This is a genomic window from Sutterella faecalis (assembly GCF_006337085.1).
GTDB lineage: Bacteria > Pseudomonadota > Gammaproteobacteria > Burkholderiales > Burkholderiaceae_F > Sutterella > Sutterella faecalis.
In genome coordinates, this window is the sequence record NZ_CP040882.1 from 361,273 (window position 1) to 384,873 (window position 23,601).

Annotated in this window: 19 protein-coding genes; 12 read left to right on the forward strand and 7 right to left on the reverse strand. The window is 55.8% G+C overall.

Annotated elements, in window-relative coordinates; genetic code table 11:
• Window positions 1-157 precede the first annotated feature (157 nt).
• Window positions 158-1,474 (forward strand): AAA family ATPase, encoded by a 1,317-nt coding sequence (locus FG381_RS01385; RefSeq protein WP_139687186.1) that lies wholly within the window; start codon window positions 158-160, stop codon window positions 1,472-1,474.
• A gap of 182 nt (window positions 1,475-1,656) precedes the next feature.
• Here FG381_RS01385 and htpG read toward each other — a convergent pair whose 3' ends face one another.
• A complete protein-coding gene (htpG, locus tag FG381_RS01390; protein ID WP_139687187.1) occupies window positions 1,657-3,552 on the reverse strand; it encodes a molecular chaperone HtpG in 1,896 nt (631 codons plus the stop codon).
• Between the two features lie 219 nt (window positions 3,553-3,771).
• Window positions 3,772-3,999 (reverse strand): type II toxin-antitoxin system Phd/YefM family antitoxin, encoded by a 228-nt coding sequence (locus FG381_RS01395; protein ID WP_139687188.1) that lies wholly within the window; start codon window positions 3,997-3,999, stop codon window positions 3,772-3,774.
• Between the two features lie 394 nt (window positions 4,000-4,393).
• Here FG381_RS01395 and FG381_RS01400 point away from each other — a divergent pair, with 394 nt between their 5' ends.
• From FG381_RS01400 to FG381_RS12510, 6 genes are all read left to right on the forward strand, one after another.
• A complete protein-coding gene (locus tag FG381_RS01400; RefSeq protein ID WP_139687189.1) occupies window positions 4,394-4,819 on the forward strand; it encodes a cupin domain-containing protein in 426 nt (141 codons plus the stop codon).
• A gap of 144 nt (window positions 4,820-4,963) precedes the next feature.
• Entirely contained in the window at window positions 4,964-5,842 is an 879-nt protein-coding gene (locus FG381_RS01405; protein ID WP_139687190.1) for a DUF362 domain-containing protein, read from the forward strand.
• Between the two features lie 296 nt (window positions 5,843-6,138).
• Window positions 6,139-7,011, forward strand: a complete 873-nt coding sequence (locus tag FG381_RS01410; RefSeq protein WP_139687191.1) for a formate/nitrite transporter family protein — start codon at window positions 6,139-6,141, stop codon at window positions 7,009-7,011.
• Between the two features lie 143 nt (window positions 7,012-7,154).
• Window positions 7,155-8,141 (forward strand): DUF362 domain-containing protein, encoded by a 987-nt coding sequence (locus tag FG381_RS01415; protein ID WP_139687192.1) that lies wholly within the window; start codon window positions 7,155-7,157, stop codon window positions 8,139-8,141.
• Window positions 8,142-8,545: 404 nt separating this feature from the next.
• On the forward strand, window positions 8,546-9,802 hold the full coding sequence (locus FG381_RS01420) for an AAA family ATPase (RefSeq protein ID WP_139687193.1): 1,257 nt from the start codon (window positions 8,546-8,548) through the stop codon (window positions 9,800-9,802).
• Between the two features lie 118 nt (window positions 9,803-9,920).
• The gene (locus tag FG381_RS12510) at window positions 9,921-10,328 is read left to right on the forward strand and encodes a PD-(D/E)XK nuclease domain-containing protein (protein WP_165697789.1); all 408 of its coding nucleotides are present in this window, start codon (window positions 9,921-9,923) and stop codon (window positions 10,326-10,328) included.
• 255 nt (window positions 10,329-10,583) lie between these two features.
• On the opposite strand, the gene FG381_RS01430 is transcribed toward FG381_RS12510, so the two are convergent.
• On the reverse strand, window positions 10,584-10,919 hold the full coding sequence (locus FG381_RS01430) for a DUF805 domain-containing protein (protein WP_139687195.1): 336 nt from the start codon (window positions 10,917-10,919) through the stop codon (window positions 10,584-10,586).
• A 189-nt stretch (window positions 10,920-11,108) separates the two neighbouring features.
• On the opposite strand from FG381_RS01430, the gene FG381_RS01435 reads away from it, so the two are divergent.
• The 4 genes from FG381_RS01435 to FG381_RS01450 all read left to right on the forward strand — a co-directional run bounded on the left by FG381_RS01435 (window position 11,109) and on the right by FG381_RS01450 (window position 17,119).
• Entirely contained in the window at window positions 11,109-11,777 is a 669-nt protein-coding gene (locus FG381_RS01435) for an amino acid ABC transporter permease (protein WP_139687196.1), read from the forward strand.
• 20 nt (window positions 11,778-11,797) lie between these two features.
• Window positions 11,798-12,553, forward strand: coding sequence for an amino acid ABC transporter ATP-binding protein (locus tag FG381_RS01440; protein ID WP_226960270.1), 756 nt, complete (start codon window positions 11,798-11,800; stop codon window positions 12,551-12,553).
• A gap of 12 nt (window positions 12,554-12,565) precedes the next feature.
• Window positions 12,566-13,441, forward strand: coding sequence for a transporter substrate-binding domain-containing protein (locus tag FG381_RS01445; protein ID WP_139687197.1), 876 nt, complete (start codon window positions 12,566-12,568; stop codon window positions 13,439-13,441).
• A 921-nt stretch (window positions 13,442-14,362) separates the two neighbouring features.
• A complete protein-coding gene (locus FG381_RS01450; RefSeq protein WP_139687198.1) occupies window positions 14,363-17,119 on the forward strand; it encodes an autotransporter outer membrane beta-barrel domain-containing protein in 2,757 nt (918 codons plus the stop codon).
• 166 nt (window positions 17,120-17,285) lie between these two features.
• Here FG381_RS01450 and FG381_RS01455 read toward each other — a convergent pair whose 3' ends face one another.
• Window positions 17,286-18,764 carry an ATP-binding protein gene (locus FG381_RS01455; RefSeq protein ID WP_139687199.1) on the reverse strand — a complete coding sequence of 493 codons (1,479 nt, stop codon included), beginning with the start codon at window positions 18,762-18,764 and terminating at the stop codon, window positions 17,286-17,288.
• 484 nt (window positions 18,765-19,248) lie between these two features.
• Here FG381_RS01455 and FG381_RS01460 point away from each other — a divergent pair, with 484 nt between their 5' ends.
• Window positions 19,249-19,911 (forward strand): GNAT family N-acetyltransferase, encoded by a 663-nt coding sequence (locus tag FG381_RS01460; protein ID WP_139687200.1) that lies wholly within the window; start codon window positions 19,249-19,251, stop codon window positions 19,909-19,911.
• 224 nt (window positions 19,912-20,135) lie between these two features.
• Here FG381_RS01460 and FG381_RS01465 read toward each other — a convergent pair whose 3' ends face one another.
• The 3 genes from FG381_RS01465 to FG381_RS01475 all read right to left on the reverse strand — a co-directional run bounded on the left by FG381_RS01465 (window position 20,136) and on the right by FG381_RS01475 (window position 23,595).
• Complete coding sequence (locus tag FG381_RS01465; protein ID WP_139687201.1) at window positions 20,136-21,674, reverse strand: FAD-dependent oxidoreductase; 1,539 nt, start codon at window positions 21,672-21,674, stop codon at window positions 20,136-20,138.
• A gap of 8 nt (window positions 21,675-21,682) precedes the next feature.
• Entirely contained in the window at window positions 21,683-22,024 is a 342-nt protein-coding gene (locus FG381_RS01470) for a cytochrome c3 family protein (RefSeq protein WP_139687202.1), read from the reverse strand.
• A 215-nt stretch (window positions 22,025-22,239) separates the two neighbouring features.
• Window positions 22,240-23,595 (reverse strand): FAD-dependent oxidoreductase, encoded by a 1,356-nt coding sequence (locus FG381_RS01475; protein WP_165697790.1) that lies wholly within the window; start codon window positions 23,593-23,595, stop codon window positions 22,240-22,242.
• Window positions 23,596-23,601 lie beyond the last annotated feature (6 nt).

A 23,601-nucleotide genomic window follows, 5' to 3' on the forward strand; every position in this document is an offset into this window, starting at 1 on the left:
CAGTTTCCTCACGTTACGCGGTTCACATCCGGTTAAAAGCGCGCCGCGCGATAGGCAGAGAGACACGCAAGCTGCAAAGGACGGATGAAAGAGAAAAATCCTTTACGATTCCATTCACAGCAAGTCCCAAAGATAAATATTTTCCCGTAATGATCCCATGCAGATACGATCCATCGAACTCAGAAATTTTAAAGGTCTTTCAAAACTGAAATTCCAGCTGAGCCCTGGATTCAACATCCTGTCGAGCAGTAATGAAGAAGATAAAACTTCCATTCTGCAATCTTTCGCTTTGGGTTTGCATGTCCTCTCTGATCATTTTTTGCTTGTTTCAGCATCTTTCGATAAGGAAAGAGATACGGCATCAACTGCTAAAATTGAGAAGAAAGAAAAAACGGATGATCTATTGGAATTCAATTTTGGCGGTTCGTGCACCATAGAAATGAATGATGAGAACCATCAATTAAGTATTTCCAGGGTTGTCGACGATTCAGAAAAAGAAGAAACGATAATTGTTGACTCATCAGCTGATTCTTCAGCGCTGGAAAGAAAATCGGAAAATGAATTTCCGATCTTTGCATTCTATAGATCATCACGATTTCTGCACTGCGACTGGATTGAGACAGTGAGATCTTCTCGTTTCTCGAACGACACGCGGTGCAGTGTTTATGAAAGCTGGCAGGACGCTGGTAATGCTGAATCGTGCAGCAGCACGTTGTCCTGGATCAGGGAGAAAACCTCTGTCCGTCTTGATTATGCAGAGAGAGGATTGGACGCGACACCTCCTGTTGAGAACGATGGAGGAACTGCCCTTAGCCGCATAGTGAATGACGCATTTCCTGAAATTGTGGACGTCTGCTGGGATCGTGACGTTAGTTCCGTTTTAGTTTCAAAAGAAATCAAGGGGAAGCTGGGTGATTTCAGAATTATGCAAATTCCTTTTGAGATGCTGAGCGACGGCGAGCGCAGTGTCATCATGCTTTTCGCAGATATTCTGCGCAGAATGTGTGTTCTTCATCCGCATCTCAAGGCAAGTGAGGCGATGAGGACGGACGGCATCGTCCTTATAGACGATTTGGAAGCACACTTGCATCCTGACTGGCAGCGCAGAATTCTGAAAGGACTCAGGAGAGCATTTCCTCGGGTTCAATTTATTGCGGCTACAAACTCTCCCATCATGATTGGAGAAGTGGAGCCGAACGGCGTTCATTTGCTTGATGGTGGAAAAATTGTTCAACCAGTCCAGTCTTATGGACTTGACGTGAACGAGGTTTTAGAACAAATTCTGCATACAGAGAGACAGTCGATTGAAGTTAAGGAGGCAGTAGGAAAAATTAAAGAATTAATAGAGATTGGAAAGACAGATGAGGCAAGAAATCGATTGAACGCATTGGAAGAAAAGCTTAATGGTTCCATTCGTTCTACACGCGATGCTGATGCGGCAATTTCGTTCAAGGAATCAATCCTGAAAGAATAGTGATTCAGTGGTTGCAGCCAATTCTTATTGATGAATCATATTGAAATAAATTTCGATTATGATGAATGGATGGATTTCCCATCAGAGTCCGCATGAGAAGTTGTTCCAACATATAGAAAAGGCATGCCGCCCGAATAAGAGCGGCATGCCTTCACTGAAGAATCAGTCGTTGAAAAATCTCATCAGGAGAGAAGCAGCGCATTGAGGCGCTTCACAAACCCGGCCGGATCCTTCAGAGAACCCTGTTCGGAGAGGAGCGCCTGATCGAGAATGACGTCCGCCCATTCGGAGAAGCGGGTGGGATCATTCTCTTTAAGCGCCTTCTTGACGAGCGGGCTCTCAAGATTGACTTCGAGCGTGTACTTTTCTTCCGGAACCGTCTGCCCCGCAGCCTCGAGCATGCGGCGCATCTGTTCGGTGAGCATCTGGTCGTGCTGGCCGACCACGCACGCGGCGGAGTCGACGAGACGGTCTGAAATGCGGACATCCGCAACCTTTTCGCCGAGCGCGGCCTTGAAGCGGGCTACGGCCTTGTCGTCCTCTTCCTTCGAGGTTTCGGAAGGCTTCTCGGCTTCATCGGTCTTCGACTTCACGCCCTCGAGCTCAAGGTCTGCAGCGGTCGCCGGGATGAACTTGTGGCCCTCGAATTCGGTCAAAGCACCCATCATCCACTCGTCGATGCGCTCCCAGAGGAGAAGGACTTCGACGCCCTTCTTTTTGAGGCCCTCGAGATAGGGCGAGCCTTCTGCGGCTTCCGGGGTATTCGCGATGACGTAGTAGATGTTCTTCTGGCCTTCGGGCATGCGGCTCACATAGTCGGCAAGCGACACCGTGATGTCGGAAGCGCCGGCCTTCGTGGTAGCAAACCTGAGGAGTCCGAGAATGGCCTTCCTGTTGTCCGGATCCTCGACGATGCCTTCCTTCAGCACGCGGCCGAACTGCGTCCAGAAGACGCCGTACTTTTCCTTAGCGTCCTTATCGTCGGCGAGCTTCGCGAACATGTCGAGCGCGCGGCGGGTGAGGGCCTTCTTGAGTTTTGCGGCAACGCGGCTTTCCTGGAGGAGTTCGCGGGAAACGTTGAGCGGCAGATCATTCGTATCGACGAGCCCCTTGATGAACCTCAGGTAGTTGGGAAGGAACGCATCCGCGCGGTCCATGATGAAGACGCGCTCGACGAAGAGCTTGAGGCCCTTCTGAAGGTCGCGGTTGTAGAGGTCGTAGGGCGCTGCCGACGGGCAGTAGAGAAGCGACGTGTACTCAAGGTCGCCTTCCACACGGTTGTGCGCCCAGCAGAGCGGATCCTCCCAATCGTGCGTGAGGTGCTTGTAGAACTCCTTGTACTGGTCGTCCGTCACTTCCTTAGGCGGCAGCGTCCAGAGCGCCTTGGCGTCGTTCACCTGCACCCAGTCCTTGTCGGGGGTCTTGCCTTCCTCAGCAGGCTTCTCTTCAAGGAGATAAACGGGCGTCGAGATATGGTCCGAATACTTCGTGATCGTTTCGCGAAGGGTCCACGGATCGAGGAAGTTCTTGTCCTCGTCGCGCAGATGGAGGATCACGTCGGTTCCGCGGGAGGCGCGGGTCGTGAGTTCAGAGGTGAAGGTGCCCGAGCCGTCGGATTCCCAGCGCACAGCTTCATTTTCGCCGGCAGTCGCGGCGCGCGAAACCACGGTCACGCGGTCGGCAACGATGAAGCTTGAGTAGAACCCCACGCCGAACTGACCGATCTGCTGCGCGTTCTTCGCTTCATCGGCGGAGAGGTGTTCGAGGAAGTCTTCGGTACCCGACTGCGCGATGGTGCCGAGATGTTCATTCGCCTCATCGAGCGTCATGCCGATGCCGTTGTCTGAAACGGTAAGGGTGCCTGCTTCCTTGTCGGCGCTGATGCGGATCGAGAAGACGGGGTCGCTTCCGAGAAGCTCAGGCTTCGCGATGGCCGCAAAGCGTAGCTTGTCGATCGCGTCGGAGGCGTTCGAGACGAGCTCGCGCAGGAACACTTCCTTATTCGAATAAAGGGAATTGGCGAGGAGCTTAAGGAGCTTGCTCACCTTGGTCTGGAAAACATGCGTTTCAGCAGCCATTTCGACTTTTTCTCCGAAATCTGATGATGGGTCGGACGCATGCCGCCCGAAAGCAGCATGCCGATGAAGCCTATATGGGGGTTGAAGCGCAGTTTTCAAGAGGAAAGTGCAAAGCGGCAAAACACCTTCGCGGACATAAAGAAAGTCCCGGGAGGAGGTGCATCTCCATCCGGGACTTTGCTCTGAAGAAAAGCTTTGCTCGGGATCGCCTGCGGAGAATCAACCCGCAGCGACGACGCCCATTTCAAGGGCGACGCGGTCGGAGGTGAGGTTCTTGGAACCGGAGCGGGCAGCCATTTCAGCGAGGTGCTGATAGGTCTTGGCATCCATCACCACGAGGTCGGCGCGGCCGTTTTCAGCAAGCACCTGAGCTTCACCCGTGCGGGCGCACTGAGCGGCAACCGTGGAATATTCTTTTTCAAGGCGTGCGGCGGAACAAATCTGCATTTGGAACTCTCCACAAGAAGAACCCCTGGTGGCGGTTCAACTTCAATTCGTGCGTATGGGGCGCTTTATTGGATGCGCTCTCTATGAGGTGTACGTTAACACGCTCATTCCTATCTGGCATTGCATTGATTTCACTAGTTTACGGTCTTCTGCCGAAAGGCACGGAGAGTAGGATCTTATTCCTAGCGGAATAGGGGTTACTACTGAATTAAAAGCGTGCATCCGTTGGATGCTTGCACCATGAGCGTACAAAAGAAATCCATCCTGATGCAATCGAGCAATCTTCTGATGGAATTCACGAAGAAAGACGGGCGGGGCAGGCGAAGAATATCCGGATCGGGAGCTCTCAAAGAAGCTTCAAAAATTCCAAATAACCCCTATTGAGGCAAATACCATGACCGAATCGACTTCATCAACATCCGTCCCGCCCGAAAACTTAAGTCTTTTCCCGGCGGGAGACACGAACACGGCTTACGCAAAGTTCTTTGTGGGCAAAAGCTGGCTCAAGCTCCTCACCAAAGACCGTCTTGTCGTCGCGAACGTCACCTTTGAACCCGGGTGCCGCAACAACTGGCACATCCACCACAAGGGCGGTCAGATTCTTCTCGTCACGGCCGGCCGCGGCTGGTACCAGGAAGAAGGCAAGCCCGCACAGGCGCTTAAACCGGGCGACGTCGTCGACATTCCTCCCGAGGTGAAGCACTGGCACGGTGCGGCGAAGGATTCGTGGTTTGCGCACATCGCGATTGAAGTCCCCGCCGAAGGCGCTTCGAACGAATGGTGCGAGCCCGTGGACGAAAAGGCCTATCTCGCGCTCTGAAGTTCCTTCCTCAGGGAAATCCCCGGATCCCTGACAGGACTAGGAAAGAGCAACATATTCGAAAGTGAAGCGGATGAGCAGTACTGCCGCAGCACCCGGTACGTGCATGCCTCATCCATAGAAACCGCAAGGAGATTTCGCAAGATGGCAAAGTCGAAGGTTTATTTTTCGCCTGTGATTGATGCGGAGCACCTCAACAAGCTCTACGACCTCGTGAAGGAAAACATTTCCGGCAAGGTCGCGATCAAGCTGCATACGGGCGAGCGCCACGGTCCCAACATTCTGCCGCGCGAGATGGTGAAGGCCTTCCAGGCCAGGATCCCGAATTCGACGATCGTTGAGACAAATACGCTCTACCACGGCGACCGCTACACAACGGAAGACCACCTTGAGACGCTTAAGGTTAACGGCTGGACCTTCTGTCCGGTCGACATCATGGATGCCGAAGGGACGGTCAATCTTCCTGTCAAGGGCGGCAAGCACTTTAAGGAAGTTTCGATGGGCGGCCACATCGTGAACTACGACTCGATGGTGGTCCTCACGCACTTCAAGGGTCACGCCATGGGCGGCTTCGGGGGTTCGATGAAGAACATCGCCATCGGCTGCGCCGACGGCAGAATCGGGAAGCAGCAGGTCCACGCGGTTTCCGACGTCAATCTCCCCTGGGATCAGTGGCCGGGTAAGGAAATGCTGATGGAAACGATGGCGGAGTCCGCCAAGGCCGTCTGCGACTATTTCGGCAAAAACATTGTCTTCATCAACGTCATGCGCCGCATGTCGGTTGACTGCGACTGCGCCGGGCTTTCGGCCGCCGAACCCACGATCGGCGATATCGGCATTGTGGCCTCGACCGACATTCTCGCTGTCGACCAGGCGTCGATTGACATGGTCTATGCCCGCCCGGCGGCGGAGCGTCATGACCTCGTCGAGCGCATTGAGTCCCGCCATGGGCTCCATCAGCTCACCTACATGAAGGAGCTCGGCATGGGCAGCAACGAGTACGAGCTCATTACGGTGGATTGAGTTCAATCCGCTTCGCTTTGAAGCGCCCGTTCCATAGGTTCGACCTGCGCGCCTGGAGCCTGTGCGAAAGGAAGCCCTGACGTCATTTTCGGCAAAAACGCCGGCGATGCCTCAGGGCTTTTTTCGTTTATGGTTCGAGGCGACTGCGGGATGACGGCAATAGGGCAAAAACGATAACTGCCAGACGATAGACTCATTGCATGACTTGTTGAGGAAGAAACAACGGGTTTCCCCGCATAAGACCGGTTATTCTTCAGAACCTTTCTAATCCTCATTATTCCTCCGGAGTTCCTGTCATGGCGATTTCCCCAGCTGCCGCGATACTGCAGTCCGTTGTGTCGAGCGGTGCCGCACGAACCCATCAGACGATTGTGGCCACGCTCTGTCTCGCTTTTCTTGCGGGCGCCTACATTGGCCTGGGCGGACTTTTTGCCGTGCGCGTGAGCGGCGCAATGCCGCCCGAAGTCTGGGGGAGTCTCCAGAAGCTCGTCTTCGGCATGGTGTTCCCGACGGGACTTCTTCTGGTTGTGCTTTGCGGCGCGGATCTCTTCACCGGCAACTGTCTTTCGCTTTCCGCTGCCCGGTTCAATGCCCGAATCAGCTGGTGGCGCGCAACTCGCTCCGGGTTTCTTTCCTATTTCGGGAACTTCCTCGGCGCACTATTCATCGCCTGGGCGCTCGTGAAGGAGGGCGGCATTCTCTTTGAAATGACGAACGGCACGATGCCCTGGGGAAGCTTCGTCGTGAAGCTCGCCAACGCCAAGACGTCGCTCGATCCCTGGGAAGCCTTCTGGCGAGGCGTCGGCTGCAACTGGCTTGTCTGCCTAGCGATTTATGCGGCTTCCGCCGCGAAGGACATCTTCGGCAAGATCTGCGCGCTCTGGGGTCCGACCATGGCTTTTGCGGCGATCGGGTTCGAGCACTGCATCGCCAACATGTTCTTCATTCCGGCCGCTTGGTTTGTTGGAACGGATCCGCGTTATCTGGCGCTCGCCGACGTTCCGCAGATTCATTTCGGTCTCGGGGACGTTGTTCTTGGGAATCTTATTCCCGTGACGATCGGGAACTTCGTGGGCGGCTTCGTCTTCGTGGCGGGCTTCTACTGCCTCATCCACTGGAGAGAATTGAACGCTCTCGGACGCCTTCAGGACAAGACCGCTTCAGAATGAATGAGATAGGAATTGGCAGGAAACTGCCGCAATGATGCAATTCCGGAGAGGCTGCAGCTTCCAAAATTGAGTGAAGGACAGCTTCGCGCGATGAGTATTGCGCTCGGGGCTGAGCCTTCTGATCACCATTTGGGAGAATCAATATGTCCATGACCAGAAAGGAGTTTCTTCAGCGCGCAGGGGCAGCGGCCCTCGCCGCTGCTGCGGGTCCGGCAGCAATGGCGGCTGAGGCTGCGGGCGAAGCGAAGCCGCAGGAACGCGCAAAGGTTTATTTTTCGCCGGTGATTGACGCCGAACACCTCAACAAGCTCTACGACCTTGTGAAGGGAGAGATTACCGGCAAGGTCGCGATCAAGCTTCATACGGGCGAACGGCACGGCCCCAATATATTGCCTCGCGATATGGTTCAGGCTTTCCAGGCCCGGATCCCGAATTCCACCATCGTCGAAACGAATACGCTCTATCACGGCGACCGCTACACGACGAAGGACCATCTCGAAACGCTCAAAATCAACGGCTGGACCTTCTGCCCTGTCGACATCATGGATTCCGAAGGCACGGTCAACCTTCCCGTCAAGGGCGGCAAGCACTTCAAGGAAGTGTCGATGGGCGGCCACATCGTCAATTACGACTCGATGGTGGTCCTCACGCACTTCAAGGGCCACACCATGGGCGGCTTCGGCGGCTCCATGAAGAACATCGCCATCGGCTGCGCCGACGGCCGGATCGGAAAGCGCCAGGTGCACGGCGTCGCCGACGAGAACGCGGCATGGTCCGAATGGCCGGGGAAGGAGCTCCTCATGGAAAACATGGCGGAGTCGGCGAAGGCCGTCTGCGACCATTTCGGCAAAAAGATCGTATTTCTCAACGTCATGCGCCGCATGTCGGTCGACTGCGACTGTGCGGGGAGAAGCGCTGCGGAACCCACGATTCCGGATATCGGCATTCTCGCCTCGACCGACATTCTGGCGATCGACCAGGCGTCGGTGGATCTTGTTTATGCGCGCCTCGAGAATCAGCGCCACGACCTCGTTCAGCGCATTGAAACGCGCCATGGCCTGAGGCAGCTCACTTACATGAAGGAGCTCGGCATGGGGAACGACCAGTACGACCTCATCCGGGTCTCCTGAAACAGGTCGGATCCGTAATGCGGCATTATTCCGAGCTCGGGATAATGCCGGCGAAAGTCGCTTGATAGAACCACCGGAGATATCAACAAGTTAAGACGGATGCATCCAAAGCATAGTAGCGCGCGGTGCATTCGCCTTAACGATAAGCCGTCTCTCTTCACGGAGGTTTCTGGTTTCAATGGCAATCGGGCTCGAGACGGCAAAGGTTTTCGAGGCCAGCAGGAGGTCGGTATCTCGTCCCGGTCAGATGCGTCTCATATTCCTGGCGCAACACGTCTCAAAGCCGCAGGCTAAACCGTCTCGTTTACGCTGACCGTCCACACCCGGATGTTGCTCGGATGTACTCATCTTCCATGGATAATAGACTGAACTGTTCCAGAGGATCGAACCATTGAGGATGTCCCGTGCAGAAGAAAACAATTGCCGTTGGCAACTCGTCCTTTACCACGCTGATTGAAGACAACCACTACTACGTCGACAAAACCGCTTGCTTCAGGCCGCTGATTGAGTCCGGCAACTTTGTTGATGTGATCACGCGTCCGCGACGGTTCGGCAAAACGCTCTTCATGGATTCGCTTCGCCTCTTTCTAGCAATCGATCCGGCAAACCCGGGGAATGCGGCAAAGCAGGAAAGACACTTCAAAGACTTGAAAGTCGCTGAAGACCAGGATTTTTGTCGCGAATATATGGGCCAGGTGCCCGTTCTCTTCCTTTCCCTGAAAGACGTTGAAGGCGCGACATTTGAGGCTGCGTATAGAGTTTTTGCATCGAAAATCGTAGTCTCCGCGAAGCGTCATGCCTACTTGCTCGATAGTCCCCGACTCGACGATGACGACAAAGTGTTGCTGCGGAAATACCAGTCGAGCGACGTCATGCGGAATCTCGCCAATATCGACATTGCCGCCGACTTTCTGAAGAACATGCTGACCTTTCTTGCGAAGCATTTTGATCGTCAGGCAATGCTCTTTCTCGACGAATACGATGTTCCGCTCGCAAAGGCCGCCTCTCGCGGCTATTACAACTTAATGCGCGATTTCATCCGAGCCTTTTTCGCGGTTCTGAAACCGGAGGCAGACTTCGAACTTTACGATCGCCCGTTCCTCAAAAAAACCGTTCTCACCGGGTGCCTTCGCGTCAGCAAGGAAAGCATATTTACGGGTGTAAATAACTTCTCCATCAACACCATCTGCTCCGAGAATGTCAGCCTTTCCGCCTGCATGGGCTTTACCGAGCCGGAGGTACGCGCTTTCCTCGATTACTACGGGATGTCCTCTAGGAAAGAGGATGTCAAACATTGGTATGACGGTTATCGCTTCGGACCCGATGAGATATACAGTCCGTGGGATGTGCTCAATTTTTGTCAGTGCGCCCTGAAAAGTACCAATCCCCTGGAGTTTGAACCCGACAATTATTGGATTGGAACGAGCAGCAACGATGTCATTGATGAGTTCCTTGGATTTCTGACTGAGGAAGACGCGGAAAGGATGCAGACGCTGATTGATGGCGGAAATATTGAACTTGAAATCAACGAAGAGCTCAACTATTCAGACATCAGTCGTCATAAATCTGAAGACTTCTGGACGGCTGCTCCTCTTCACCGGCTACCTCACCATTGCGAAGCCTGTCGGCTACAAGAAATATCTGCTCCGCATCCCGAATGAAGAAATTCGGGCTACTTTCCGAAGCCGCGTTCAGGCGCGGTTCTCTGGTGAGAATAGTTCCTTCGCCGCTCACGGCCTCAGGCTTGCAGAAGCTGCAGCCAGGGGAGATGCTCCGGGCATGTCTAAAGTGCTTGAGCCTCTCTTGAGAAACTATGTTTCTGTGCGGGATACGGCAAGCAGAGCGCCGGCAGAGAACTACTATCATGGCTTTCTCTCTGCGCTCTTCGCCTGCGCCGGTTCTCGCATCAACGATTTCCGATCGAACTCTGAGTCGGGAGACGGTTATGCCGACATCGTTTTCTCATCCGGCTACAGCACGGAACGCGTCGGAATAGTGATCGAAATAAAGCGCGCATCCCGACCAGAAGGACTTCTTGACTCCGTTAACAGTGCCCTGAAGCAGATTGACGAAAAAGATTACGCCGAGTGCTTTCGCAGGATGCGTTGCAGCAAGTACTACGCTTACGGCATCGCCTTTTGTGGGAAGCAGTGTGAAGTGGGCGGCGGAAAGTTGCGTGATATTTAGTCAAATCAGGCCTTGAAGAAGCGGCGCAGCCGCATGCGTAATACGACGCGTGCGCACAGCGCAGAAAGGCGCCGCTTCGGACCGGTCAAAGTACGCGAATTGGAAACCCGCATTGTCTTCGGCCTGCCGCCGATGCCGGAGTTTCGTGCAGCAGGTCAAGCTGAGAACTGCACAATACTTGCAAGAAGCGATGGCTATGGATATTCACTAACCAATAGTTGATTCCTGAATCCTGCCAGTTACGTGGATTAGCCCTTAATTCTTGCTGCTTCCGCGCGCAAGCGCGAGGTAGACCAGCTCAACGAAGCCGAGAACGGGCACGAAGAGGAGTATCGCCCACCAGGCCGACCGCCCGATGTCCCTCAGGCGCGCTGCCGCCGCGCAGATTGTGCACCAGGTAACGCCGAGCGCAGCAATAAGGATAAGGAGTGCGGCGAGGGATCCGGCATAATGAAGCCCGTGGTCGGGCGCCATGTCGTTGCTCCCCAGGAACCAGGTGGAGATGAAGTTGAGGATGAGGCTCGCGATGATGAGGAGCACCATGCGGATCAGAAACTCCTTGCGGCCGATGCGTCCTTTGAGAGAAAACATACTTGGGTTAGCCTCCACGTTTGCGGCAATCGATCGGGAACTGTTAATTTTAAGCCTGCGCCTCGTTTCTTTTGAAAGAGAAAAAGGCAATTCTTCGAGAGCTTTCTTCTGACAGAAGAGCGCATAACGGAGAACAATGACAGTCTCAGGCGAAATTCATTTTTTAAGCAGTCAGAGCGCGCATTCCCCATGTCTCAAGACGTCATCAGTCTCATAATCGATTCCTTCTGGAAGATTCTGCTGCCCGGCCTAACGGTGACGATTCCGCTCACGGCCGTGAGCTTCGCGCTCGCGATGGTGATTTCCATTGCCGTGGCGCTGATCCAGTACCGCGGCATTCCGGTGCTGACGCCCATCACGCGCTTCTACATCTGGGTCATCCGCGGCACGCCCTTGCTCGTGCAGCTTTTCGTCGTCTTCTACGGTCTCCCGCACGCGGGGATTCTCATCAACCCCTGGACGGCCGCGATCATCGTCTTTTCGATCAACGAGGGGGCGTACTGTGCGGAAACCATTCGCGCCGCGCTCGAAAGCGTCCCGGCGGGCCAGCTCGAAGCCGGCCTCTCAACGGGCATGTCGTGGCTTCAGGTCGTGCGGCGCATCATTCTGCCTCAGGCCATGCGGACGGCCTTCCCGACGCTCGGGAATTCCCTCATTGCCATGGTGAAGGATACGAGCCTTGCGGCCAACATCACCGTGACGGAAATGTTCATGACGACGCAGCGCATTGTTGCGCGCACCTATGAGCCGCTTGTCCTCTACATTGAAGTGGGCCTCATTTATCTTCTTTTCTGCACCGTTCTCACGCGCATTCAGCGTGCGGGCGAAGAAAAGCTCCGCTTCTACGGCCGCCGCTGATCGGGGGGAGGTGAAGGAAAATGGCTGAAATCTTCTATCGGATCGAAAATCTCAGGAAAACGTTCGGCGAAGCGGAAGTGCTGAAGAGCGTCAGCTTTCAATTGAGCGAACGCGATGTCTTTGCGCTCATCGGCCCGAGCGGGGCAGGGAAGACGACGCTTTTGCGGGCGATCGACTTTCTCGACCGCCCCGACGGCGGCGTCATGACCTTCAAGGGGCAGCGGATCGAGCTTGCTCACGCAAAGCCTCACGAGATCCGGGAATACCGGAAGCGCACGTCCTTCGTCTTTCAGAACTTCAATCTGTTTCTCAATAAAACGGCGCTCGAAAACGTCACCGAAGGCCTCATCATGGCGCACGGCGTCCCGAAGCGCGAGGCCGAGGCCCGCGGCATGGCGCTCCTCGAAAAAGTCGGCATGAAGGACCACGCCGGGAAGTACCCGAGCGAACTTTCGGGCGGCCAGCAGCAGCGCGTTGCCATTGCCCGGGCGCTCGCGCCCGATCCGGATCTCATTCTGCTCGACGAACCCACTTCAGCGCTCGACCCCGAACGCATTAAGGAAATTGAGGGACTTCTCAAGCTTCTCGCGGGCGAAGGCCGCACGATGATCATCGTGACGCACGACCTTGCCTTTGCAAGGAAGGTTTCGACCCGCACGGCGCTCCTCGAGGGAGGCGTCATTGTTGAGGAAGCCCCGACGGAAATCTTTTTTACTGCTCCGAAGGAGCCGAGGACGGAAGCGTTTCTCCGCGGCTTCGGACGCGATCATTTATAAGGACCATAGACCATGTCGACCACATTCATGAGCAAAACATCCCGGCGCGCCGTCATCGCCGCCGCCTTTGCGGCGGGCGCGCTTATTCTCTCGGGCTGCGGCGAAAAGACGGAGAACGCCGCTTCTCAGCCTTCGAACGCCGCGCCTGCCGCTGCTTCATCATCCGTAGCGAAGGAAGATCTCCTCGCACGGGTGCTTAAGAAGGGCGAAATCACCATCGCGACGGAAGGCACCTGGGCTCCCTGGACCTATCACGATGAGAAGAATGCCCTGACGGGCTTTGACGTTGAGCTCGGCCGCAGGATTGCCGAAAAGCTCGGCGTCAAGGCGGTCTTCATTGAAGGGAAGTGGGACGGGCTCCTTGCCGGCATCAGCGCCGGGCGCTTCGACATCATGATCAACGGCGTCGACGTGACGCCCGAACGCTCGAAAGCCTTCCTCTTTTCCGAACCCTATGCCTTCAACCGCACCGTCGTCATGACGAAGTCGGATTCAGACAAAGTGAAGACGCTCGACGACCTGAAGGGGCTTTCGACTGCCAACACGATTTCGAGCACCTATGCGGAAATTGCTGAAAAGCACGGCGCAAAGGTGACGGGCGTGGACGACCTCAACCAGACCTTTGAGCTTCTTCTTTCCGGCCGCATCGATGCAACGTTGAACGCCGAAGTCACCTACCACGACTACATGCGCGCGCACCCCGATGCGCAGATCAAAATTGCCGCGGTCGACCCCGATGTGATTCCGGTCGCGATCCCGATGAAGCCCGGCGAGGATTCCGCTTCCATGAAGGCGAAGCTTGACGAGATCATTGAGGGGATGAGAAAGTCCGGGGAGCTTGGAAACCTTTCCAAGCAGTTCTTTGGCGGAGATCTGACGCAGCGTTGATCGCGCTTTGAGGCACCCTGGCATGAAGGCGCTTGGGGTTGTCGATAACGAATAGTGAATCTATTGGTAAAAGTGTCTTTACGGAGCCGTGCTCGCCGGAGGTCTCCGAGGCCTCCGGCGGCAAATAGACTAAAACACGGACGGGAGGACCAACTATCAGAAGCGCCAGCGCCGAAAGAATTTTGAGCACGCTTGCCTCAACGTATATCGTTGATTTGCTTGGGTGGTATGTGTTTCCTCGGGCGCAGCTCGTTCCGGCGCTTTGGTTGTGATAATCTAGCGTCACTAGGGTATTTCTTAGAGGTCATCCCTAGCCTCCAGAGGGCCTCACTGTTGGAAGCGGTGCGGCCCTCAGTTTTTTCGGTTTTGGTAATCAATGGCAGCCCGAGATGGAAATGCCGCGACTCGACGAACTCCGATAAACGACGAATCCCTCGCTCGTTCCTGCCTCCATTCAGGACAGCGGATCGGCTGATTTTACCGACAGCAGCGAGTGCTTCGGCAATCGCGTCATGACGTTATTTTCGATGGTGATTGAATATGCATGCCGGTGTTGTGGCGTGTTGTATCTGATCGGCGACCCAACAATCCGATCGACACATCCTGAGATAGTCTCGGTGAGGGCATCGATCAATAAACGACTGCAAGCGACGAATCAGTAATGGCAGTTGTCAGCACTCCGTCAGAACAGCCGTCAAATGACCGAATTTTCGTATGCATTTGTAACCACGTGAACCAGCGTACGTATCGAAACCTTCGCTGCCGCACGGCATTTCAACATTCTCTGGTACATGAAAGATGCCGGTCATTCCGCATAAAAGAAGACCCGGGGAGAACCCTAATTCCGGCCAATCAGGCAAAAATAATCTCCTTTTGATTTTGAAATGCAGACAATCGGGCTGCAGAGAGGAGGCTTGAACCATGAATGCCGAATTTAAGATTGTCTGCGGAGACGCAGAGAAAATTTCCCGGGTTCTTGACAAGATGATGTGCCGGCATGGGAAGCGGTCCTCAGCGGGCTTCATCAGCCAGCATGCAAACAAATTCGCGGCGCGTTTCACCGGCGTTGCGGCGGCGCTGCTCGCAGCCGGATTGCTCGGTGCAGCGCCTCATGCAGTGCTTGCGGCGGATCGGACCATTGTCGCCGGGTCTACGGCTTCCATCGATCACGAGGACGCTTTCGGAACGGACGCCCTCCGGCTGGACGGTACGCTCATCGCCACTTACGCGTCGGATGAATTCAACAACGTGCTCACAGGAAACGGAACGTTCATCAAGAAGACCCCGGCCGGGGATTCTTCAATTCCGGGCCTCACGCTCACGAACGCAGAAGCGTTTCAAGGAACGTTCGAACTGGAAAATGATTCCGTCATTACGTTCCGGGTTGACGGCGACTTCAGCATGGCTTCGACGATCAAGGGCGCAACCAGCCTTCTGGTGGTCGGCACGGGCGGCAAGTTCTCCCTGAAGTCAGCTGATCAGATTGCCGGCATTTCGAGAGGAATCGACATTTACGACATGAAGTTCACGGTGGATGAGAAGGCTGCCGGGAAGAGCCTCCTCACCGATGACGGTACGGTTTTGAAAGTCAATGGGCAGTACAAGCTCAAAGACCTGGCGATCCGGGATACGACGCTTCATTTCACCGGTTTGGAAGCGTCTGGATCGACAATCCCAGGTCTTACGGTCGACCGCTTCAGACCGAATGGGATGAACAGGATTGTTATAGACGATGCGCTTCTCTCGAAATTAGCTGTTCCGGATGGCTCCGGGAAAGAAAGACTTACCGCACAGGATGTTTTGACCGAAGATCAGAGCACCGATCTGAAGGCTGTTCTCATCCGTACCGACTCCGGCATCAAAGGCAGCCAGAATGCCGGCTTCACGCTCACGGACGAAAATGGAAATGAGATAACGCAGGGCAACAAGACTTTCGGTATTTCAGATAAATCCGGGGTTAAGGTGGCAGATGGCACCTACGGCTACAGCGGCAGCATGACCGAAAATGAAGTCGGCATTTCCTGGCTCCTAAGGGAGGTGTCGATTCTTGAAGGAAAGACCCTGGAACTATCGGGAAAAGCGCGCGCAGACAACACGCTCTCGGCGAAGCTCACCGGAAGCGGGAACTTTACTGCGTCTTCGGGCGCCATCACGCTGGCAGCGGAGAACGACTACACGGGTGTAACGACGGTCAATGCTGGTGCAGAGATTATTGCGGCGAACGACAAGTCTCTGGGTCGAACCTCAGGTCTTAAGAACAGAGGCATCGTCACGCTGGACGGTCAAAAGATCGCCGTCGACGGAAGAACGGAAAATTCCGGAACGATCAATGTCGGCATGGGCACGTTCACGACGACGTCCTATACCGGCACAGCCGGAAGCGTCATTGCTGTCGATGCGTTGGTTTCAGAGAATGCGGCGACAAGCGGCAAATTTGTCGTCACCGGAGCTGCATCCGGCCGAAGCCGCTTGAACCTTAATCTCCTCGATGGATCCCTGGATCGCGCTGTCGCAGGCATTGACGTTATTCAATTGGGCGAAGGATCCACGCTTGAGCTCGAGCTCTCCGAATCCGTCAAGGCGGGCGACTATTACTACCGTCTGATGAAGACGGACGACGGTTCCGGCTACTACCTGGTCGGCTCCCTTACGGACGGCGGCACGACGGCCATGACGACGAGCGAGCTCATGACGCCGGAAAACGGCTCGCGCGCCGCGCTTGCCTTCATGAATCAGCGCACCTTCGACTTCGGCCTCAACACGCATATCGGCGAGAAGCCTTATGTCGATCTTTTGACGGGAGAACGGAAGACGACGACCCTCTGGCTCGTTCAGAGCGGAAGCTGGAGCCGGATGGACGACGCTTCCGGGCAGCTGAAGAATAAGGGCCATATGTTTACCACAAACCTCGGCGGCGACATTCTTGCCTGGAATACGGCCAATGGTCGCGCATCCGTGGGGTTTCTGGGCGGCTGGGCCGACGGGTCCTACGATGTGGACTCGAACGTCACGGGCCTCAAGGCGGATGCCGATATGAGAGGGTGGTCCCTCGGTGCCTATGCGGCCTGGCAGCCGGCGGGCGAGAGCGGGCTCTTTGCCAATGCGCAGATTCGCTGGAACGACTTCACGAATGAAGTAAAGGGACAGGATCTCGCGAAGGAGAAGTACCACGCGAGAGGCATTTCTCTTGGAATGGAAGCCGGGTGGAATCAGCGCCTCTGGACGAAGGCCGCTTCCGACGGCGGCCGGAGAACGGTCTGGGATGCAGCGCCTTTTGGCCGCGTCGCGTGGTCCGGCGTTTCCGCTGACGATCACACGGACGCTTACGGTCATCGCTTCAGCGTTGAGGATGACGGCAGCGCCGCCATCACGCTCGGCGTCCGCACGAGCTTCGCGTTCGGAGTCAAGGGAGAGAAGCCGCATGCTGCCGAACAGCTTGTTCGCGTTTATGCCGAAGGCGCCTGGGTGCACAATACCGGTACTTTTGAAAGCACGGTCGTAAGCCGCAAGGGTTCGAGCAGGGCTGAATTCGGCATTGACGACTACGGCCAGTTCCGACTCGGTGCGGAAGGCGAGTTCGCGAAGAACTTCTTCCTCCGGGGCGACGTGAGCCATGAAGCCGGGAGGGAGAGCTACTCGAGCACTGGCTTCACTATCGGCGCGAAGTACGTTTTCTGACGCCGGATCTGCCGGCATCTCTAAACAAAAGCCGCCATGGAGGCGGCTTTTGTCCCGAATGAGCAATGTCATCCCCGCCGCAAATGAGGCTGGGCTATCGCACTGGAAGGGCCACCCCAGCAGTTTTGAGGAATGGTCCGCTTGTCGGGCAATACTTATATGAATGTTATACGCACAAGCGATAGCGTTGCTTTGGGCTTCCTTTGGGTTCAATTGGTTCTATTTTTTTGTCAGCCACTAACTTCCTAATGTGGTTCCCAATTGTTGCACGTGAAAGACCAGACATCTCAGTTAGAGCTTTAACGGATAAACTAGAGTGATCGCTCAACGCATTTAGGATTGCTTTATCGACGTTCTCCCACGTTTTCTCGATCATCTCATCATTTGTTCGTCTCCGCTTATTAAATGTCAAAATGAAATAAGTGATGGTGTCTTTAACAGTCGGCGGCGGCATCAAAGATTTAGCGAGCGCAGCTTCGATCACCATAAAGCCGGTGCCTTTGTTTTCTACTACGAATCCTGATTCGAATGGTGTATAAGTCAGCAACCGTGAAAGATATTCATTTCGTGTTGATGAAATTCCATCCTTCCCAAGACTTTCTACAGTAGTAGAGCCGTACAAACCACCGGGATTGCTAATTTCCAAGCGATCAGCATACATGTTGATCTGAACCTGGGAGCCTCGGCCTTCTGGAGAATAGTCTCGGTGCTGGAGCGCATTAGCGACTGCTTCTCTTACTGCTTCAAGCGGATAGTCTGGAATGTCTTTTCGCAAACCGCCTTCAATAACGGCACCGGTATTCATGCGTTGTTGGACGAGAGCAAGTGCTTCAAGAAGCATCTCTGGAATAGAGCCAACGATTTCTTTCGAATTCAGATAGCGAAGTTGACCAGTTTCTGTCTCGACTTTATCGACGCCTGGATATACAGAAAAGACAATTTCGAGGCGGGGAAAGTACTTTTGCGGAAATGTGCCGGCGGCGAAGAGCCCCGCTATCGTTGGACAAAGACGATTATTGATTCGGGTTAAAACTCCGAGTTGAATCAAAATTGTTTCATCAGAAAGCTTGCCAAAGACGCGCGGGAACAATTCTCTCGCACGTTTGGCAATCCCTTCGACTGTTTCGGAATTAAGATCATCGATTGATGCATCCTCAACGGGTTCGATGTCATATTTTGGCTGGTACTGGGATTCAGAAAGACGATCAACTTCGTATGCTGTTAAATGGCGATCACCATCGCCAGAACGAATGAACGCACCGTCGTACATTCCTCGTTTTGAGATGTAGCACGGTTTCATGCGCTTCGGCATTTCCGGTACTTGTGCAATCACCAGCATTTTCCCCTCAAAGAGCATCTTCTCCACTTCCATACGTACAATCGGCGTCATTGCATCGCCGATTGTCTGCATTTGGGCGTATATCTTGTCCGCATTGAAGCCGTCAGCCGGTTTGAACCCGTTCTTTTCCGACAAGCCTAAGATAATGATGCCGCCATGCATGTTTGAAAAGGCTGAAATCGTCTCCTTCAGTTTCTTAGGAAGTTCCTGTACCGATTCTTTGACCTCCCATCGCTGTGTGTCGCTGCCGAGACTGCGCATACGATGAATGGCTTTGATGACGGTTTCTTCATTGAGCTCTGGCATAAAATCCTCACAACCAACAAGCTAAATGTTCAGTAGTTAGCTAGTTACCAGCTATTCTACTCAGAAATACGCAGTTGCTAGCTTCTTATCTGCTATCTGTGTGGTAGGCAACAGGTAACCGGAGAACATCGTTTAATCTTAAATATTGTTGATATCTATAGAGGTATGTATTATTTTTCGGAATTGAAGTAGAACCGTACCTTCCATTCTGCTCCGACATACGCAGTAACAGGCTAGATACCGGCTAAATAGCAGGTAACTAGTTGGTAGTTAGCTGGTTCCTAAAGAATCTCCCGATGCCACAAAAAAAGGCCGCCATTTCCAGTACCTTTACATTCGAATAGCCGGGCATGATGGATCTGGAGAGGCTGCCAGTTCCTCCAACACCAGTCCGTCCTAATGAGCAGGATCACACCGGAACGCGGAGACAGAAGCTGAATCAATTGGTGTGCGACAATATTAACTTTTCCCCCTTCCAGTCCCCATGCATTCCCCGATCCGACTGAGACACTTTGAGCTTTCCGACCTCGACACCTTTGCAGACGCCTACGACAAAACCTGGGGCTGGGAGCTTTCGCCCGACCCCGAACGCCCCGAAAGAATTAGGCACGCTTTCGTCTACGTGATCGGGAACCTCCTCAAGTCGGACTTCATCCGCGTCGCCGAACTCCCTGACGGCCGTCCCGCGGCCCTCATGTGCGCGCGGTTGGACCCGAAGGCCGAACCCGTTGCCCTGGATGCCGACCTCACGGGCTTGAGGGAGCGTCATCAATCGCTCGCAGCGCTCCAGAAGGAAACCGAACTCGGGCGCTCATGCCTTGGGTTTGAAGAGAAGCTCGACTCCGTCAACAAAAGGATGCTCGCCGACTATGTCGCTCGGGCTGGCGGCAGCGCGGCAGAAAGGCCGGAACTCGTCTTTCTGATTGCGCACCCGATTGCGAGAAGACGAGGCTGCGCCGGCGCGCTCCTCAGGCTCTTTGAGTCGGAAGCGCGGCAAAAGGGTGCCGGTGAAGCCGTGCTCTTCACCGACAACGACTGCGTGACGGCGATCTATACGAGAAACGGCTGGAGAAAGGAAGGCGAAATCCCATGGAAGATCGACGAGAACGAGGACTTTAAAAGCTGGCTCTTCGTCAAAACCTTCTGAGAGGCGAGGGAAAAGGGCAAAAAAAGCCGGACCGGAGGCGTCATGCGCCTCTCTGGTCCGGTGATGTCCAATAGAAATTGACCTCAAATTCACGCCTTCTTCGGGAAAGGAGAGAGAAAAAACCGAAGAGAAGGCGAATCAGACTTTGGGAAATGGCTCTCTCTTTCAGGTGCGGAATGCCTGAGGGGCGTTCCGCACCTGAAATTTCAAGCCCGAAGCGCTGATCAGGCTTCCTTGTAGCCCGTCACATAGCGGCCGGCCATGAAGCCGGAGGTATGCGCGAACCCGCAGGCGTTGCCGCCGCAGTAGAAGGCGCCGTGAACGCCCGCAACCGTTTCGCCGGCCGCGTAGAAGCCTTCGATCGGCTTCATGTCCCAGCCGAGAACCTGGAATTCCTCGGTGACGCGGAGTCCCCCGCAGGAGAGGTTGTTCCACGGGAACATGCGGATCATGCGCCACGGACCCTGTTCGAGCTTCCACTCCTGGTCGGTGCGGCCGAACTGGTTGTCGACCTTTGTCTCAACGGCTTCGTTCCAGACCTTGAGCTGTTCCTTCAAGCCTTCGAGATTGACGCCGCTCTTTTCGCAGAGCTCTTCAATCGTGTCGCACTTCCAGAGGTTTTCCCCCTTTTCAAATTCCGCGAGAACGCGCTCTTCGGTCCAGGAGGGAAGGCCCACAAGTGCGGAAAGCTTGATCTTCGAGAGCGTGCGCTGCCAGGTTGCCTCGTCGGCGAGGATGTAGTGGCAGCCGTCCGGGTTGGAAGCGAGCTTCGGCGTTACGTGGCAGATGCCTTCGCGCTCCGTGATGAAGCGCTTGCCGTTCTTGTTGATGAGGATGCCGCCCTGGCCGGAGATGAACCACCAGCGGCAGTAGGGACCGTTGCGGCCGTGCGTCACGATGCCGCAGGGGTAGGAGGCGATGTACTGCATGTGAGAAAGGGGCGTGCCCACATCGCGCACCGCAATCATCATCGCTTCGCCGGTGTTCGACGGCCCGCCGATCACAACGCCTTTGCCTGCAACGGAGGGAACCCAGCGGTCGAGCGACTCGGGCGAACCCGTAATGCCGCCCGTCGCCATCACAACGCCCATGCGGGCGCGGCAGGTGACCTTCTTGTCTCCAGAGCCGCATTCGACGCCCACGACGCGGTTCGCCTTCTCGTCGAAGAAGAACTTCGTGAGGCCGCAGCCGTGGTGAATTTCGAGCTTGCGGGCGGCGATTTCCTTCACGAGCACGTCGATGTAGTCGCGGCCCTTGAAGGAATCCTGACGGTGCGCGCGCAGGTTCGAGTGACCGGCATAGGGCTCAAGGTGATGAGGGGCAAGGCCGTGGTCCTCAAGCCAGTCGAAGGCTTCGCCCGAATGCTTTGTGAAGCCGTAGACGGGTTCCTTCAGGGACTGGTGCTCGCCGTAGGCGATGATGTCGTCGGCAAAGGCCTTCCAGTCGTCCTTGCCCTTGGGGTCGGCCTTCTGCATTCTCGAGCCGCAGGCCGTGAAGAGGCCGCCGCAGAGGTTCGTGCCGGTGTGGTAGGGCGAGAGGCCCTTGTCGAAAATTTCGACCTTCGCGCCGCGGTCGAAAGCCTGGCAGGCGGCCATGAGACCCGCACCGCCGCAGCCGAGCACGACGACGTCGGTTTCAATGTCCCACTTTGCGGGGAGTTCGTTCTGGCGGCTCGCGGCATGAGCGAGCGGGGCAGCGGCCGCGGCGGCCGATGCTGCGGCGGCGCCGAGGAAGGAGCGGCGGGAGAAATTCTTAAGCGTCATGGCGAATCTCACTTCATGTTGATCTTGAAGTTGTGGCAGTCGTTGCACTCAAAGCGCGACTCTGCATGGAGGCTGTGGCAGTTGGTGCACTGCTGCTCGCCGCGGTGATTCATGTGCGGATTGGGATTCATCTTCGCGGTGCGTTCGGCAACCTTTGCGTAGGAGCCGTGGCAGCCGAAGCAGGTCTCCTTGAGAGGCGCCTTCATTTCATTCAGGTGGCAGGTCGAGCAGGGGAGCTTCGCATGCGGGCCGTTGATCTTGGAAGGCATCGCCGCGGAGGCGGAGCCGGCAGAGCCGAGCGCGAGGAGCGCTGCGGCCATGACGCCGAGGAGAGCGGGTCGGAGGGTCATTTTCTATCTCTCACTGATTATGGTCTTGAAGGAGCCGGAGGCCTTTTGAAGACCAGCGGCTCCGCCTGTCCGGGGATTGGACAGAGTGGAAAAGAAGGCGGAATCGCATTGCCGCGTCTTTTCCCTTGCGACTCATATTAAGAATGAGGAAAGAATTCCAATACCGCCCGAGGGAGGTATTGGTCGGCTGTGGGAATAACCTTTATGGAAAGCGGTCACGCAAAGCGTGCGGCTTCTCTCCCCGCAATGTCCCCGAAGACGAAGGCATCCGTGAGGCCGCAGCCGCCCACGCGGGCCGCACCGTGAACGCCCCCGGTCGCTTCCCCCGCGGCATAGAGGCCCCGGATGACGCTTCCATCCGGACGGAGGACCTCGGCGCGCGGCGTAATCGCAATTCCGCCGCAGGAATAGTGGAGTGCAAAGTGTTCGCGGCCGTAGAAAAAGGGCGGCGTTTCAACGGGAAGCCCCCGCATGGGGATCCCGAAATCGTCGTCCCAGTGCTTTCTCACCGAGCGGTTGTAGCGCTCAATCGTTTCCTGAAGGGCAGAATAGGAGACTCTCATGCCGTGCGCGGCCTCTTCGAGCGTCCCTGCCTCCCGCACGGTGCCGTCCATGAGCTTTAAGCCGAGCGTCGCCCCTTTGGGCGAGCGGGCGTCGGATATCACCCACATGGATTTCGACGGCTGCTTCGCAATCGCGCGCTCGATTTCCCGGAAGCCCGCGCCCTCGGAAACAAAGCGGCGCCCTCTGTCGTTCACCCACACCTCGCCCCCGACGTAGTCAAGGAGCCTGCCGCCCGCAAGCGGGAGCATCTGGAGCGCATCCATGTCGACCAACTTTGCGCCGGCCTTTTCCGCCATGAGAATGCCGTCACCCGTCGCGCCGTCAAGGAGCTCTCCTCCCGCACTCGCCGTGGTCTCGAGGTCCGGGGGCAATTGCGGCGCAAAGCGCTTCAGAAGCGTTCCCGAAGCCGTGAATCCGCCGGTAGCGAGCACAATCGCCCGGGCCCGGATCAGAATGGAGTCTCCGGAACGCGTGCGGACATAAATTCCTTCAACACTTTTGCCCTTCTCAGAGAGCAGAAGCCCTTCGGCGCGCGAAAGAAAACGAACGCTTGCGCTGGTTTTCCGGAGCGCCGCCATCATCACCTGAACGTAGTCGTAGCCCGACTGCGGAGAGCCCGAATTCCAGCTCCTCGCTGAGGGCGATCCCACCGCGCGGAAGGGCGTCGTGATCCAGTCGATGCCGAGAGCGGTGAGCCGCTCCCTCGCCGCCCAGGAACCTTCCGCGAGCGTCCGGGCAAGGACTGGGTCGGCTCTCCCTTCGCCGTTTTCGATGATTTCGTTCGTGAGCCCGGCGATCCCTTCGGGCGTTTTTTCTGCCGCCACCGACCCGGACGATATGATCGTGTGGCCGCCTGCCATCGGGGCTTTTTCGAGCAGAACGACGCGGCGGGCGCCGCCATCAACGGCAGCAAGCGCGGCGGAAAGTCCGGCAGCGCCGGTGCCGACCACGACGACATCGGCAGGCTCTTCGGAGAGCTGCGGCGCAGCTCTGAGACCCTTCGTCAAAAGGCC